At 68.8% G+C, this 13,511-nt stretch carries 10 protein-coding genes and 1 pseudogene; 5 read left to right on the top strand and 6 right to left on the bottom strand.

Going from position 1 to position 13,511, the window contains the following annotated elements; translation table 11 throughout:
* Positions 1-273: 273 nt before the first annotated feature.
* The 5 genes from AC069R_RS33865 to AC069R_RS33845 form a co-directional block, all read right to left on the bottom strand.
* Entirely contained in the window at positions 274-2,241 is a 1,968-nt protein-coding gene (locus AC069R_RS33865) for an ATP-dependent nuclease (RefSeq protein WP_478770529.1), read from the bottom strand.
* Between the two features lie 660 nt (positions 2,242-2,901).
* Positions 2,902-4,032: an aryl-sulfate sulfotransferase gene (locus tag AC069R_RS33860; RefSeq protein WP_478770528.1), complete on the bottom strand. Its 1,131-nt coding sequence runs from the start codon at positions 4,030-4,032 to the stop codon at positions 2,902-2,904.
* 8 nt (positions 4,033-4,040) lie between these two features.
* Positions 4,041-5,024: an ABC transporter substrate-binding protein gene (locus tag AC069R_RS33855; protein ID WP_478770527.1), complete on the bottom strand. Its 984-nt coding sequence runs from the start codon at positions 5,022-5,024 to the stop codon at positions 4,041-4,043.
* An 8-nt stretch (positions 5,025-5,032) separates the two neighbouring features.
* Positions 5,033-5,767, bottom strand: coding sequence for an ABC transporter ATP-binding protein (locus AC069R_RS33850; protein ID WP_478770526.1), 735 nt, complete (start codon positions 5,765-5,767; stop codon positions 5,033-5,035).
* Positions 5,764-6,603: an ABC transporter permease gene (locus AC069R_RS33845; RefSeq protein ID WP_478770525.1), complete on the bottom strand. Its 840-nt coding sequence runs from the start codon at positions 6,601-6,603 to the stop codon at positions 5,764-5,766. The genes AC069R_RS33850 and AC069R_RS33845 overlap by 4 nt, the downstream gene beginning before the upstream one ends.
* 167 nt (positions 6,604-6,770) lie before the next feature.
* Here AC069R_RS33845 and AC069R_RS33840 point away from each other — a divergent pair, with 167 nt between their 5' ends.
* Together AC069R_RS33840 and AC069R_RS33835 are read left to right on the top strand one after the other, a co-directional pair.
* Entirely contained in the window at positions 6,771-7,343 is a 573-nt protein-coding gene (locus AC069R_RS33840) for a helix-turn-helix domain-containing protein (RefSeq protein WP_468236223.1), read from the top strand.
* Positions 7,344-7,618: 275 nt separating this feature from the next.
* Positions 7,619-8,235, top strand: a pseudogene (locus tag AC069R_RS33835) (helix-turn-helix domain-containing protein).
* 21 nt (positions 8,236-8,256) lie between these two features.
* Here the strand turns inward: AC069R_RS33835 and AC069R_RS33830 are convergent.
* Complete coding sequence (locus AC069R_RS33830; protein ID WP_478770524.1) at positions 8,257-9,237, bottom strand: LysR family transcriptional regulator; 981 nt, start codon at positions 9,235-9,237, stop codon at positions 8,257-8,259.
* A gap of 141 nt (positions 9,238-9,378) precedes the next feature.
* On the opposite strand from AC069R_RS33830, the gene AC069R_RS33825 reads away from it, so the two are divergent.
* The 3 genes from AC069R_RS33825 to AC069R_RS33815 all read left to right on the top strand — a co-directional run bounded on the left by AC069R_RS33825 (position 9,379) and on the right by AC069R_RS33815 (position 13,400).
* Positions 9,379-10,848, top strand: a complete 1,470-nt coding sequence (locus AC069R_RS33825) for an MFS transporter (RefSeq protein ID WP_478770523.1) — start codon at positions 9,379-9,381, stop codon at positions 10,846-10,848.
* A gap of 193 nt (positions 10,849-11,041) precedes the next feature.
* A complete protein-coding gene (locus tag AC069R_RS33820) occupies positions 11,042-11,830 on the top strand; it encodes an MBL fold metallo-hydrolase (protein ID WP_478770522.1) in 789 nt (262 codons plus the stop codon).
* A gap of 505 nt (positions 11,831-12,335) precedes the next feature.
* Positions 12,336-13,400 (top strand): hypothetical protein, encoded by a 1,065-nt coding sequence (locus AC069R_RS33815; protein WP_478770521.1) that lies wholly within the window; start codon positions 12,336-12,338, stop codon positions 13,398-13,400.
* Positions 13,401-13,511 lie beyond the last annotated feature (111 nt).

Below are 13,511 nucleotides of genomic sequence, written 5' to 3'. Positions count from 1 at the left end.
AGGTACGCGACGACATCCACGAAGCCTTCCTCACCCTGGGATGCGCACTCATCTGCTGGCGACGCCTGAAGTCATTGCGTTAGGAGTTCTAAGAGGGCGGACGCTCGCCTCCAGCACGTATGCCCAGGTCAGCAGCTATCCGACTCAAACTGCGCCATCGCTTCCCAACCGAGAGCGCGAGTTCGATACTCGTCAACCGCTGCGGCAAAGAAACCCCCAGGTCAGTGGCCTGGGGGTTTGTTTGTTGTGCATTCCGAAGAGGCGCCGCACCGACTACCGTCGCGCGGCCAGCGAGCGGACGTTCTCCAGCAGCGCGTGCAGCAGGAACGGAGGCTCCGTCATGACGGTCCGGGTGGTCTCCAGGTACGTCGCCGAGTTCTTCCCGTCGAAGCCCTGGCCGGTGCGCACCAGCTCCTTCCTGCGCTCCTCCCAAGAAGGCCAATACTGACCGAGGTATGTCTCCAGGGTGTCCCCGAAGACGGTGTAGCGGCCGGTCGAGTCGTCGGCGGGCTGAGGGTTGGGCATCGCGCCCAGGTACTGGAGAAGGTTCGCGTTCTTGGTCCGGTTGTGCCGGGCCTGCTCCTCGATCTTCCGCTCCGCTTTCTCGCGCTCGTGTGGGTCGCGGTGGCTCACCGACTCCCGCTTGCGCTCCTCCATGCCTGCGTCACCGTCGAATACGACGTGGCAGGGCACTCCCAGAGCGCTGAACAGCGCATCGGACAGCATGAGGTTGTCCTTGCCCGAGACCTGGATGACGCTAACGCCCTCCGCTCCCAGGTTGATCCCCGACCGCTCCGCGCAACCGGTGATCACACCCTCGTCATCACCGCCTTCGACCAGCACCACGGCATGGGCGAAGAAGCCCTCGGCCAGCGCACCGCTGAGCGTGCCCTCGGTCCGGCTCCGGATCACCTGCTTGTCGACCAGCTCGTCGAGGACCCGGCACAGGTCCTCTTCCGTGGCCTGCCACACCTCGGTGACCGGGTGCTCGGCGCCGGCGTCGCGGCTGAGCCGGCGGATCTGGTGATAGCCCTTCGGGTCGATGAAGACGGGGTTGTGGGTCGCGTACATGATCTGGGTACGTCCCCGCGGCGAGGTCGCGACCAGCTCGCGCAGCACCTTCGCGAACGTCCGTGCCTGCGGCGGGTGCTGGAAGAGCTCTGGCTCCTCGATGGCCAGACACAGCGTCCGCACGCCACCGGCCGAACTCCTGCGGTCAGCCAGGTACTTCAGTGCCGCAATGATCAGCGCGCGCTGGAAGCCGTGGCCCTGTCGGTAGACCGAGGTCTGGGCGGCACCGTCACGGATGCTCACCTGGAAGGTGGTCCGGGCCGGCTTTGGCACGTGCACCGTTGGGGTCACGACCACCTCACGCCCGGTAGTGAACTTGGCGACCTCGGCGGACAGCGCGGCCGACACCTCGTCGAGCACCGGACCGTAGACCTTGGTGTGCAGCTCCTGGCGTGCCAGATGGGCGTTCTCCTCGATCTCGCCGAGCTGCTCGTTCGCCTGCGAGCGGTCCACGGCGTGGTCAAGGATGCGGCCGACCGCAGTCGTCTTCTGGTCGTCCGCCTCCTCGTACGCCCGCAAGTCAGCGGAGACGAATACGAAATCGATCAGCTGGGCGAGCCGACTCTGCCCGGCGAAGCCGAAGAAATGGGTATCCTCGACCTCGGCCTCGGTGAGGCGGTCCCGGTTGGCCAACTCCCAGGTCAGCATGGCGTCCAGGGCCTTGTCCTTGCTTCCGGCGGCTGGCAGACCCAGGCTGGGGTCGCTCTCCCGCAGCCTGTCGTAGGCGCGGCGCAGATCCATGGCCTTCTCGTTCTTGCGTACGTCCTCGAACGGCCCGTACGCCAGCGCCTTGCCGGTGATCTTGTCCTCGCCGTTCTGCCACGTCCGCCAGATGCTCACACTCCGTGCGCCCTCAGGCGCGTACCGGCCAAGCACCTGCCGGTCGTGGTCGGTGAGCCCGTCGAACTCCACCTCCACGGTGATACGGCCGTCAACGGACCCGGAGTGCACGTCATCGTCGCTGAGCGAGACTCCTCGTTCGCCGTTGAAGAACCAATCGAGCGCGCGCAGCACGGTGGACTTGCCGACGCCGGTCGGCCCGATGAAGGAGGTGATGTCTTCGAAGGACACGTCCACCTTGTGCAGACAACAGAAGTTCTCGATGCGAACGCGCTTGATTTTCACGGTCGTCCTGGGTGTCTGGTACTGGTGGGGCATTGAGATGCCCATGTGATGAACGTGACGCTAGCAGTACCCCTGAGGATGGATCCGCCGTTTTAATGCAGCTCGTACAGCCCCGCATAGCGGGCAACATCCCTCCTGCAACGCCTCGCGCTCGCCGCCACTTGCCGCCTGCTGTCAAAGCCTTCCTCGACCACTGATGTCGGATCACGCAACTGCGAGAGCAGCACGTGCAGCGCGACGTAGCCGCTGCCAGCGGCGCGGAGCCGAGGACGCCGAGTTGATGGTGAGCGAGCTAAGCGGGCTGCCCGTCATGGAGATCGAAGGCTGCACAGCAAAGCGAGCTTTTTGTGATCCTCCGAACCAGGGGCAACTGATGGGCATCCATGTGCAGTCGCGACGCGTCCCCTCGGTCGGCCTACGTGTCGACGAGTACCGGGCATAGGGAAAGTGACGTAGACACGACACTCAGCCATCCCGCGACGCCGTGCCCATAGCGTGCCCATAAGACGGGTAAACCACGGTCAAGAGCGGTGCGATCCTGCCCTTACGGGCTCCACACCAGAGGACGTTTGCGCAGGTCAGGAGCTACCCGGCTCCCCGAGCGCCGTCGCTTCCCAAGCTGAGAGCGCGAGTTCGATTCTCGTCACCCGCTCCATGAGAAACCCCCAGGTCGGCGGCCTGGGGGTTCTTTGTTGCCGAGTGGTGTCATCGGCCGAGGTGAGGCTGGAGCCAGGCGGTGTGGTCCGGTCCGTAGCGGTAGGCGCGGAAGACCGCGTTCTGGGCGCCTCGGGAGGATTCCAGACCCACGCCGGTGCCGAAGGCGCCGAAGTGCGGGACGACGTATTCCCAGACGACGTCGCCGTCGGAGGTGACCTCGAAGAGGCGGCCGAAGGAGCCCTCGGCGATGAAGGTGTTGCCGTTCGGGAGGCGTTGGGCGCTGGACATGTAGGGGCTGTAGAAGTTCTGGGGCGGGTTGTCCTCGTACGACCAGACGATCTTCCGGGTCGAGCGGTCGACCTCGATCACGCGGGAGTAGGGGACGGAGGTCTCGTCGCGGTAGGAGCCGTTGTCGAAGATCAGGATCGTGCCCGAGTCCAGTTCGTGGGGGTAGTGCTGCTGGGCCAGCGTCTCCGGGCCCAGCCGCCAGGTGACCTGTGACGTGGCGCGGTCGATGATCACGGCCGTGGAGGCACTGCGGAAGCCGACCATGATGCTGCCGTCGCGCAGTTCGTTGACCGTGTTGGCCATCGGCCAGTGTTCGCGGGCGAAGTGGCGGTTCAGGGGGGTGTCATCGATCGGCAGGTGCTCGAACGACGCCCACCGCCACAGGATTTCGCCGTCCCAGGTCATCTCGTAGACGACGTCTCCCCAGATGCGGCCGTCCGGCGCCTCCGTGCCGGGGATGCCGCCGGGGATGCGGGCCGCGAGCGCGGGCGGGACCGGTTCGACGGCGAGGAGGATCAGGTTGCCGTTGGCGAGCAGGCTCGCGTCGTGGTGGTGGTAGGGGTGGCGGGCCTCGCGGAGGACCGAGCCGTCAGGGGCGATCAGCTGGAGGATGCCGCCGTGGTAGACGTCCCAGATGGGGAAGAGGGGGGCCGTTCCGGTCTGCTTGCCCTGGTAGAACAGCGTGCCGTCGGGGAGGAGCCGGGCGTGGCGGCCGGGCGGGTGCGGCAGGCTCCACTGGTGGGCCACCTCGCCGTGGATGTCCACGAGGTACACGTCTCCCGTGCCCGCGATGGGGGTGTAGAGGGTGTGGCCGCCGTAGCTGCGGGCGGGGTCGTACGCGCGCAGGCCGGTGCCTCGGCGGCGCAGGGTGTTCTGGTCGACGGTCGTCATGACGTCCTTCAGTCGAGAGTTACGGCGGTGGGGTCGGCGGCCGTGAGCGGCGCGCGGTCGATGTGCTGGAGGAAGGCGGCCCGGTCCGGTGTCGCCGGCAGCCGCTGCGTCGACTTCACCCAGGCGCCCTCGGCGAGGAGGAGCCTCACCAGGGGTTCGTCGAGGGTGATGGCGTAGTCGTACGAGGTGGAGTGGCCGTTGACGAATGCCGGTTGCACGGCGCCCTTGGCCTGGGCGACGACGGCCTTGCGTGCGGCGGCCGGGTCCTCGGCCATGGTCTTCGTCGCGGTGGTCAGGGTGCGCAGGACGGCTGCCGAGGTGGCGGTGCTGGTGCCGCGGGCGGTGATCAGCAGCGTTCGGCAGGTGTAGCCGTCGTAGCGGAGTTCGCGGTACTTGGTGCCGAGCGTCGTCCTGGTGGCGTCGTAGAAGCTGGGGAAGGTCAGGCCGGCGTCGATGTCCTTGCGGGCGAGGGACGCGGTGACCTGGTTCGGGGCGAGGTTGACCAGGGTGACGTCGGCCGGCTTCAGGCCCGCCGCGCTGAGCATGCCGCTGAGCGCGTACTGGACGTTGGTGCCCTCCGGCAGGCCGATCTTCTTGCCCTTGAGGTCGGCGAAGGACGCGATGTGGGCCGAGGTGGTGGTCAGCAGGCGCCAGTCGGTGAAGCCGGAGAGGGCGGCGAGGACGTCGATCTTCCGGTTGGCGAGGATCGCGGACACGGCGGGCAGGTCGCCGACGACTGCGTACTGGGCTTGACCGCCGAGAACGGCGTTCAGGGCGTCGCGGCCGGTGGTGAAGGACTGGAGCCTGGGGGTGAGCTTGTTCGCCGCCCAGTCCCTGCTCTCGGTGGCGGTGTAGACGGGGGCGCCGCCGAGGTAGTCGCTGCCGGCGATGGTGACCCGGGTGGTCGTGCTCTTCGTGTGCGTGCCGCAGGCGGTCAGCAGGGCGGTCAGGGCGAGTACGGCGGCCATCAGGCCGCGCGGTGTTCTGCGCATGAAGATCCTCAGAAGTCGGTGCCGAGCTGGGCGACGATGCGCGCGTGCAGCGGGTGTGCGGCGGCCCGGTCCGGCGCCGGGTCGTCGGCCGGCCGGTGGTCGGCGATCACGCGTCCGGGGTCCGCGGCCATGACGACCACCCGCTGGGAGAGGGCGAGGGCCTCCTCGACGTCGTGGGTGACGAAGACGACGGTGGTGCCGGCGCGTTGCCACAGCTGGGCCAGCAGTCGCTGCATCCGCGTCCGGGTGATGGCGTCGAGCGCGCCGAACGGCTCGTCCATCAGCAGGACTTGGGGTTCGGCCGCCAACGCCCTTGCCATCGCGACGCGTTGCCGCATGCCGCCGGACAACTGTGCCGGGTACTTCTCGGCGGCGTCGGCGAGTCCGACCGCGTGCAGTGACTCCAGGGCGCGTTCACGGCGCTCGGCTCGGGGCAGACCGAAGCGCTTCAGGGCGAACTCTACGTTTCCGCGAGCGGTGAACCAGGGCAGCAGGGCGTAGTGCTGGAAGACCATGCACCGGTCGGGGCCGGGTCCGGTGACCCGGTTTCCGTCCATCAGGACCCGGCCGGAGGTCGGTGTCACGAACCCGGCGATGGTGTTGAGCAGAGTGGACTTGCCGCATCCTGTCGGGCCCAGGACGGAGGTGAAGGAGCCGGGGGCGAACTCCAGGTCGGTGGCAGAGAGGACGAGGGAGTCGCCGTAGCGGACTTCGATGCCTTCGAGGCGGACGGCGGCGCTCATGAATCGCTGCTCCAGTGGACGAGACGACGGCCGGCCGTGCTGATCAGCACGTCAGCGAGCAGGCCGAGCAGGCCGAGTTCGATCAGGCCGACGAACATGTGGTCGGTGCGCAGGAACTGGCCGTCGACCTGCAGGCGGTAGGCGATACCGCTCTGCGCGCCGCCCAGCTCGGCGGCCACCAGAGCGAGGAAGGCGAGTGAGGCGCCGTAGCGGAGCGCCGCCACGACCGAGGGGGCGGCCGCCGGCAGCAGGACCTCGGTCAGCCTCCGGCAGGCCGGTACGCCGAGAGTGCGCGCCGCGCGGAGGTAGTCGGTGGGGACGCGGGCGACGCCGTCGTGGACGTACAGCCATACGGCCAGGAACACGGCGTATGCGATGACCAGGTGCTTGGCCCGCTCGCCGATCCCGAACCAGGCCGTGATCAGCGGCACGAGCGCGATGGCCGGGATCGGGCGCAGGAACGACATCACGGGGCCGACGAGCGCCGCGACGCGGGGACTGTGGCCGGTGACGAACCCGAGCGCGGCCCCGGCCGATGCCCCGGCCGCGAAGCCCTGCCCGGCGCGTGCCAGGCTGGCCCGCAGATCGACGGCCATCGTGCCGTCCGCCCACATCGCGTGCGCTGCGCGCAGGGTCTGCCAGGGCGTGGGGAGGAGTCCCCCGCCGAGTACGCCGGCCCATGCGGCCACCCACCACAGGGCGAGTACGAGGACCGCCGAGGCGAGCGGTGCCGTGGCTGGGCGGAGGAGCTTTCCGAACGCGCCGCCGGGCGAGCGGGGTGGCGCGGCCGTGTCGGGGGGCCGCGCCGGACGGGACGACGGTGCTGTACGGGCCATGGCGCGGCTCCTCAGAATGGGTCTCCCGGATCTCCCAGAGACAGCGGTATTGACGACGTCAATAATTCGCGTGGCTTATTGCCGCAGCGTGTCGGCACCATGAAGCTTCATCCGGACGCCTCGGCCCGCCCCTCCGGCTGATCCAGCCCCTGCGCTACCGTCGGTCCGTGCGCCGACCCGACCCGACCCCCGAGGCCCTGGCCGTCGGATCCGTGATCCGAGGACACCGCAAGCGGCTCGGTGTCCCGATGGCCGAACTCGCGGCCCGCTCGGGCCTGTCCCAGCCCTTCCTCAGCCAGCTGGAGCGCGGCCTGACCACCCCGAGCCTCGCCTCCATCTACAAGATCGCCGAAGCCCTCGGTCTGCCGCCGGGCATCTTCCTGCGCCCCTCCAGCACCTCCGACACCGTGGCCCACGAGGAGGATCCCCAGGTCATCCGGGTCACCGAAGGCACCGGACAGTTCGCGCGCGTCCTCATCCCCGGCGGCCAGAGCGACGTCATGGAGGCGTACGAGCAGCACTTCACGCCTGGACAGGGCGAGCGCGGCTGGTTCGAGCACACCGGGGAGGACTTCATCTACGTCCTCGAAGGAGAGGTCGACCTGGAGCTGCGCGACCAGGAGCCGATCCGGCTCCGGGTCGGCCAGAGCGCCCACCACCGCGGCGACATCCCCCATCGCTGCCGACTGGTCGGCACGACGCCCGCCCGTACCCTTCTCGTTGTCACCCTGGGGCGGTGAGCGGGCGTCGGGTTTCCAAAGACCGCGCCGCCTGATCGCGCATGCAACAGCGGTCACACACGCCTGGCCGGGCTTGCGCCTGGTGCACCTCTTCCAAGGGCGAGGCAGAGCTGCCGAGGTGAGAGCGCGAGTTCGATCCTGGTCATCCGGTCCATGGGACACCCCCAGGTCGGCGACCTGGGGGTGTCTGTTGTCTGGACCATTCTGCGGGCCGCGCACCACAAGCGGCGGCTAAAGGGCGTTGCATAAGGCTTGATGGTGGGCATTTTCCCTGTATGGGTGGGCTGTTGAGGGCTGAGCCGGTGTGGGTGGAGACGTTCACCGGGTTGCGGATGGGGCGCTTTGAGAAGCTGCTTCGGGTGGTGCGGGAGCGGGGCGGCAACGGCCCCGGTGGTGGCCGACCGTGGTGTCTTCCGCCGGCCGGGCGGGTGCTGCTGGTAGCCGTCAACTACCGCACGAACCTCACCATGCGGCAGCTCGCGCCGCTCTTCGGCTGCTCATCTGCCACCGCCTGCCGGGTCATCCAGCGCCCGCGACCCCTGCTCGCGCTGGAACCGGCGTCCCAGCCGGTGCCGGGCACCGACCGGTTGTGGATCGTGGACGGCACCCTGATCCCGGTCCGTCGGCTGTGGCGCGGGCACGACGGTGATCGCGGACGGCGCATGCCTGGGCACCGGGCGATCGTCCCGCGCCGTACACGAGCCGGACCTCCCCTCCTGCGCGGCCAAGAGGAGGACAGCGGCGAACACCGGCGCGTCCGGCCCGTGTCGAGCACAGCTTCGCCTGGATGAAGAACTGGAAGATCCTCCGCGGCTGCCGCCAAAGGGGCGACGGCCTCCACCACGCCGTCCAGGCCGTCGCCACCATGCACGACCTCGCCCTGACAGGGTGAAAACAGCAGGTCAGCTACCACTCAACCCTGTCCACCACCGACCTTCTGCAACACCCTGTAGTCGCCGGGCCCCTCGTTCGTCCACAGGCTCTCCACGGCCCGCGAAGGACCGCCCAGCGCGCGTGCTCGCTCCACGGCCACCTGGACGAAGGCCCTGAGCCGGGCCGTCTCGTGGCCGGTGGGCCAGACGAAGGCGTAGTCGATGGCCGGGGCGTCCGTGAACGGCTTGAAGACCAGGCCGGGACGGCTGTAGTAGTGCGCGCCGGCAGCAGCCACCGGGCTCACGCCCTTGCCCGCGAGAACCAGGGAGAGCGCGTCCTCCCAGTGCGTCATGGCCTGCCCGTGCGGGATGGGCCGCCCCGACGGCGTCTGCCGCGGGAAGTGGTGGTCCAGCCAGTGCGTCGGCACATTCCCGGCGACCGTCAGCAGCGTCGCCTCCGCCAGGTCCTCCACACTCACCGACTCACGCCGCGCGAACGGGTGCGCGGAGGACATCAGCAGCACCCGCGGCTGCGACACCAGCACCGGACCCAGCGTCAGATCCGGTTCGGCCAGAGGAGGTTCGGTGACCTGGAGCTCGATGTCCCCCGCGCGCAGCGGACCGTAGGGGTCCGAGATCTGCACTTGCCTTATCTGCACGTCCACATCCGGGTACCGGCGCCCGAACGCCTCGGCGATGCTGTGCAGCAGATGGCCCGTGAACGCGCCGGAGAATCCGATCCGCAGCGAGCCGGTGATCCCCCGCCCGGCCGCCATGGCCCTGACGACGGCCTCCTCGACCCCCCGCCAAGCGGGCGCGAGATCGTCCCTGAGCTGTTCCCCGATGGGTGTGAGGGCGACCTGACGGCTGGTCCGGTCGAACAGCTTGGCACCGATACGGCGCTCCATCCGGGCGATGGTCTGGCTGACCCGGCTCTGCGAGACGCCCGCGCGCTCGGCGCTCCGCCCGAAGTGCAGTTCTTCCGCGAGGATCAGGAAAATCTCGATCTCCTGGCGTTCCATGACCGGTTCTCCCGCGCCCCTCATATTCGCGACCTCGAACGATGAGCCCAGCGGATCGATCGTTGCACAGATCGTCCTTGTTGCGCAGGTCCCCCGATCCGAAGCTGGACATGCCAGCGAGATCATCAGGAAGGACCGCTCATGGCCGTCACCGAATCCTCGCCCCCCGCCAACACCACGCACCAGGTCACCGCACCACCCGAACCCGCCGCAGGCAGCGTCTTCGGGACACGCGACTGGCTGGTGCTGATCACCCTGTGCTGCGCCACCTTCATGTGCGGCCTGGACTTCTCCATCGTCACCGTCGCCCTGCCCGACATCGGCTCCGCCCTCGGCTTCTCCTCGGCCGGCACCCTGCAGTGGGTGGCCACCGCCAGTCTGCTTCCGTCGGCGAGCCTGCTGCCCCTGTTCGCCCGGATCGCCGACCTGATCGGCCGCAAGCGGCTGTTCACCCTCGGCGTCACCGTCTTCACCCTGTTCTCGCTCGGCGCCGCCCTCGCGAACAGCCCCGGCGTGCTGATCGCCACCCGCATCGGCCAGGGCACCGCCGCCGCGATGATCGCCCCGTCCGCCATCGCCCTGATGACCGGCTACTTCCAGGAAGGCCCCAAGCGTGCCCGCGCCCTGGGCCTCAACGGCGCCGTCATGTCGCTGGGCTTCGTGCTCGGCGCGCTGGGCGGCGGTGTGATCACCAACGGCTTCAGCTGGCGCTGGACCATGGTCGCGTTGTGCGCCATGGGCGTGCTGGCGCTGGCCGGCGCGCTGGCCCTGCCGGCGATCCACGAGTCCGGTGCCGCCCGCCGCATGGACATCCCGGGCGCGATCCTGGCCACGCTCGGCCTGTTCGGCCTGGTCTACGGCATCTCCACCGGGGGCGACGAGGGCTGGACCCGACCCGCGGCACTGGGCCCGATCGTCGGCGGTCTGGTGATGCTGGCCGCGTTCCTGCTGGTCGAGCGTCGGCACCCGGAGCCGCTGGTGCCGCTGTCCGTGCTGAACCGGCCGTCCGTGAAGTGGTCGGGGCTGTTCGGTGTCATCACCTTCGGCATGTGCGCCGGTACGACCGTGCTGCTGAGCCTGTACATGCAGGATGTGCTGGGCTTCACCGCTCTCCAGGCGGGTCTGAGCTACCTCGGCGAGGGCGCGGCCGCTGTGCTCGGCGGTCTGTACGTCGCCCGGCTGCTCGGCCGGTTCGGCGGGGTGAAGGTACTCGTTGCGGGCCTGCTCATCCAGGGTGTCGGCACGGTCGCGATGTTCGCCCTGCCCCAGGACGTGAACCTGGTCGTCCTGCTGGTCACCTCCTCCGTCATGGGCCTCGGCCACGTCTACAGCGTCGTCTCCTTCATCACGGTGATGACCACGGGCGTCACCGAGGAGGACCAGGGCGTCGTCGGCGGTCTGTCCCAGCTGCCGCAGTACGTGGCCGCGATCGGTGTCTCGGGCCTGAGCGCGATCGCCGCCGCCCGCACCAACGCCCTCGCGTCGGGCGCCACCCCGTCCCGCGCCGACATCCTGGGCGGACTGCACGCGGGCATGGTCACGGCCGGTGTCGTCGCGCTCGCCGGTGCCCTGCTCGTCAGAGCCGTACTGCGCAAGCGGACCACGGCGTAGGCCGTCCCGTGACCGGCATACGGCACGCCCCGCCGGAACCGTCCGCGCACCCGGCGCGGCCGTCCGCCGCCACTCGGAGGACGGCCGCGCCGCCCCCGTGTCCGAACCGCGCCGGGCGCCTTCACCGCCCGCGAGGAGACCATCCGTGAACGACAGCCGACTACGCAGGCCCTCCGCCGTGCATACCTTGCGCGTGGGTGAGTTGAAGGTCAGCTATGTGCCCGATGGCGCGATGCTGCTGAAGCCGGCCGGCAGTCTGCTCGCGGCCCTCGACCGCCACTGGCGCAGGTACGGCGCCTACCTCAACGACACCCGCCGACTCGTCGCCAACACCGGCGGCCTGCTCGTCGAGCACGGCGCCCGGGCACTGCTGATCGACGCCGGGTTCGGCCCGCGCGCGGTACCGGAGGACCCCGGCCACCCTGACCGGGGCGCGGTGCACGGCGGTTCGCTGCCCGGCAATCTCGCCCTGCTCGGGCGATCGCCCGTGGACATCGAGACGGTGGCCTTCACCCACCTCCACCCCGACCACGTCGGCTGGGCCTTTGTCGACCCGCCTCTGTTCACCCGGGCCACCTTCGTGATCCCCAAGGCCGAATGGGACGAAGGTGACCACCGCGACCCAGCGGTGGCGGCACTCGAACGCCGGACCCGGCTGGTGCTCGCCGGCGACGAGGTCTTCCCCGGCGTGCACGCCATGGCGCTGCCCGGCCACACCGCCGGTCACACCGGCTTCGTCATCGCCTCCCACGGCACCCGCCTGCTCGCCTTCGGCGACGCCATGATCTCCTCCCTCCAGATCCGGCACCCCGAGTGGTCCGCGATCTCCGATGCCGACCCCGCCCTGTCGGAACGCCACCGCCGCTGCCTGATCGCCGAACTCCTGCGCCCGGACATCCTCGGCTTCGGCATCCACTTCGCGGACGTGGTCTTCGGCCGGGTGCGGGCGCATGGCCAGAGGGCGGCCTGGCATCCGCTGTGACTCGTCCCCCGGACGGGCGCCCAGCCGCGACCTCTTTCGAGGAGGGGTTCGTCTGGCAGCGGGAGCTCTGACACCGGAGAAGCGGTCCGGGAGAGCGTCCTGCTCAGGTCCGGGAGCTTCGGGACCGCGGCGTCCTACGTGGCGCACCGTCTCCGCGGCAGAGAAGGGAGGCGTAGGTGAGCACGTCTTGCCGGCGGGCAGCATCGCTTGACGCGGCCAGGACCACCAGGCACAGAACGAAGGCGAACCAGCGGCAAGCAGCAGCTACGGCCAGCGCTGCGACCGCGGCAGTCAGCGTTCCGGCAGGCCCCCATATGGTGATGTCGGGCACCAGGCTCTCCCCATTGGTCGTTACATCATCAGTCGTTGCGCGCCAGGTACGCGCGGCACCTCTCGATCGTCACCGGGTGCCGAGGGCCGTAGCCGATCTCTGCCGGAGCCGAGGCGAAACTTGGCAGAATTTGCCACTGCGCCAGGACGGACGCATAGGCTGACTTGCCGCTTATTGGCAGAAGTTGGCAACCGGCAGAGGAGAACGGCCATCACGACTACCGAGCCGCCCACGCAGGCTGGACAGGCACTTCTCGATGCCCTCAGGAAGCTTCATCTGGACGCCGGCGAGCCCAGCCACCGGTACATCAGCAAGCGCATAGAGGACGGCCCCTATGACACGACCGTGAGTCGTGAGAGTGTCAGGACGGTCCTGAACGGCAGGGGGAGCCCTCGCTGGCACACCGTCAAGGCGATCACCATGGCCCTGGCCGGGCTCTGCACTCCGGCCAGAGACGCAGATGCCGAAGCAGCACGGATGTTCACGCTCTGGAGCGCTGCGCACGGCGGCAGGGGCTCAACCGCAGCGGTGGGAACCCACACCAGCGACGCTGCTCCGGAAGACGACGCGTACGAGGTAGCCGACGGTGCATACGAGGTGCCCAAGGAAGAGATCCCCGACTTCGTGCTGGGGGCCATCGGCAATCCCTTCAGCGCGATCGAGATCGACCCACGTCTCGCCGTTCCCCACGATCCGTTCCTCTCGGAGGAGAGCTGGATCGAGAACGCTGTGAAGATGATGTCGGTCATAGGTCCGGAGAATTTCCTTCGTCTGCTCCTTGACTCGCTCAAAGGAGATTTCACGACGTCCGACGACGGTTCCTCGCCGTACGGGTATCACTTTGCCCAGCACTCAGACGGGGACGAGGACGAGGAGACCGAGCACGCCGAGATCGAGGCCGACGTCCTGCACGACTACCTGTCGCGGGCCATCGTCCGCCGACTGGCGAAGGAACCAAGCCTCCTCGCCCGTTCGATCAATGCGCTGCGAGAGACCGAGTCCGTCGAACCGGAGGTGCTGGCCGACGTCCAGGAGCTTGAATCGGATGCCGCCGTTCTCCGAGAGGCGATCACAGCTTCTCCCGATACCTGGGATGGCCTTTCGTACGACAGCCATCGGCTCGTCATTTACTACCTCGTCGAGGAAGTGCGGGTCCTGGGCCCTTCCGCACCACTGGACGAACAGGTGACGATCATCTGGCGGGTCGCGGAGCCCTCCGTCGACGGCGCCCGAGCATGAGAGGTCGGCTGGGACACCTAGCGCGTGTCTCTTTAGCCGGTAAGTCAGTTGATCGGGTGTGTCTGTACGATTAGTGATCACTGATGCGATGTGGGACCGGATCGAGCCGTT

This window comes from Streptomyces sp. NPDC043952 (assembly GCF_056435325.1).
Note: the sequence above shows the minus strand (reverse complement) of the source record. Positions and strands in the feature narration are given on the sequence as shown.

What these genes read in the sequence shown, in the direction of transcription:
- AC069R_RS33865 (WP_478770529.1), bottom strand. Translation starts at nt 2,241, where the DNA reads ATGGGCATCTCAATGCCCCACCAGTACCAGACACCCAGGACGACCGTG.
- AC069R_RS33860 (WP_478770528.1), bottom strand. Translation starts at nt 4,032, where the DNA reads ATGACGACCGTCGACCAGAACACCCTGCGCCGCCGAGGCACCGGCCTG.
- AC069R_RS33855 (WP_478770527.1), bottom strand. Translation starts at nt 5,024, where the DNA reads ATGCGCAGAACACCGCGCGGCCTGATGGCCGCCGTACTCGCCCTGACC.
- AC069R_RS33850 (WP_478770526.1), bottom strand. Translation starts at nt 5,767, where the DNA reads ATGAGCGCCGCCGTCCGCCTCGAAGGCATCGAAGTCCGCTACGGCGAC.
- AC069R_RS33845 (WP_478770525.1), bottom strand. Translation starts at nt 6,603, where the DNA reads ATGGCCCGTACAGCACCGTCGTCCCGTCCGGCGCGGCCCCCCGACACG.
- AC069R_RS33830 (WP_478770524.1), bottom strand. Translation starts at nt 9,237, where the DNA reads ATGGAACGCCAGGAGATCGAGATTTTCCTGATCCTCGCGGAAGAACTG.
- AC069R_RS33825 (WP_478770523.1), top strand. Translation starts at nt 9,379, where the DNA reads ATGGCCGTCACCGAATCCTCGCCCCCCGCCAACACCACGCACCAGGTC.